Genomic DNA, 1161 nt, shown 5'->3' with positions numbered 1-1161 from the left:
TCGAAGGCCCGCACGTCCATGTCCGCCGCCGTACCGACAACCCCAACGGTGCACTGGCCAAGTCCCGCTTCTCCCGCTACGTGCGGCAGGCGGGAGAGCAGTACACCGCCGACACCAGGCGGTCGACCCCGGCCGTCCACGCCACCCCGCACTGCGGACACGAGGCCGTCACGCCGGCCTTCACCGCCTCGGTCCGAGCCCTCGCCCGACGCATCAGCCGCCAGTGCCTCGAACGGCACGCCGCCTACGACGTCGCCGCCTGTGCTGCGGCGTTGCTGACAGGCTCACCCGGAGGCGGCGAAACGTATGCGCTCACCGGGCCGGAGGCGCTGACGCATGAGGAGATCGCCTCCAAGCTCACCATTCCCTTCCGTGATCTGACACCTCAGGAGGCAGCTGAGGGTCTCCAGGACCAGGGGTTGCCCGGATGGTTCGTGGATGACCTTCTTCTGCTCTACGCAGAGATGGCAGCTGGTGCGATGTCTGAGGTGACGACGGCGGTGCGGGAGCTAACCGGGCATGCGCCGCGTACGTTCGACGAGTTCTTGGCGAACGGGTAGGACACGCTCGTAGAACCGTCAGGTTGTCGTAGCGGACCTTGGTCCGGGGAACCCCGCCCAAGGTCCGCAGTGCGTGGACGTGGCCTTCGAAGAAGGCTTCCTGGCCGCAGGAGGCAAACACGCGGTGGACGGCCTTGCCCGAGTACGACAGCCAGAAGGAGAACAGGTAGCAGGTCACCGGCCAAGCGCACGGTCACGTCACCAAAGTCGACCTCCGCCTCATGGCCGGGCCGGTGAGTCTGCGGGACGAACGCCTCCAGCGGCACTTTGCCGGACTCGACCAGGATCTCGGACTTCCGGCCCGCGACGTAGCAGCGCACAACCCCGTAGGAGACGTCCGCCCTGTGCTCCTCGACCAGTCCGGTCGGGTGTACGGATCCAGTCTGGTCGCTCGTGGCGGCAGCTTCTTACGAGGCTCCGGCCAGGACGAGTCCAACGCCTTGCTGCCGTCCGCCACGTCACGCCGTGCTTGCGCTCAAGCTCCCGTATCGACATGCCGTCGCGATGGTCACGCCGGATCGCCGCGTACAGCTCGACCTTCGAAATCTGCGGCATGACCAGCACCTTTCACCAAGGGCATCCCGATGCTGCCCTGGCAAGA

1 pseudogene is annotated in these 1161 nt (G+C 66.8%); it reads left to right on the top strand.

What is annotated here, in order from left to right:
* Positions 1-560: pseudogene (locus ACZ5CR_RS46440) on the top strand (hypothetical protein); the annotation flags it as partial.
* Positions 561-1161: the final 601 nt, after the last annotated feature.

It is taken from the genome of Streptomyces sp. NPDC031274 (genome assembly GCF_055570235.1).
Note: the sequence above shows the minus strand (reverse complement) of the source record. Positions and strands in the feature narration are given on the sequence as shown.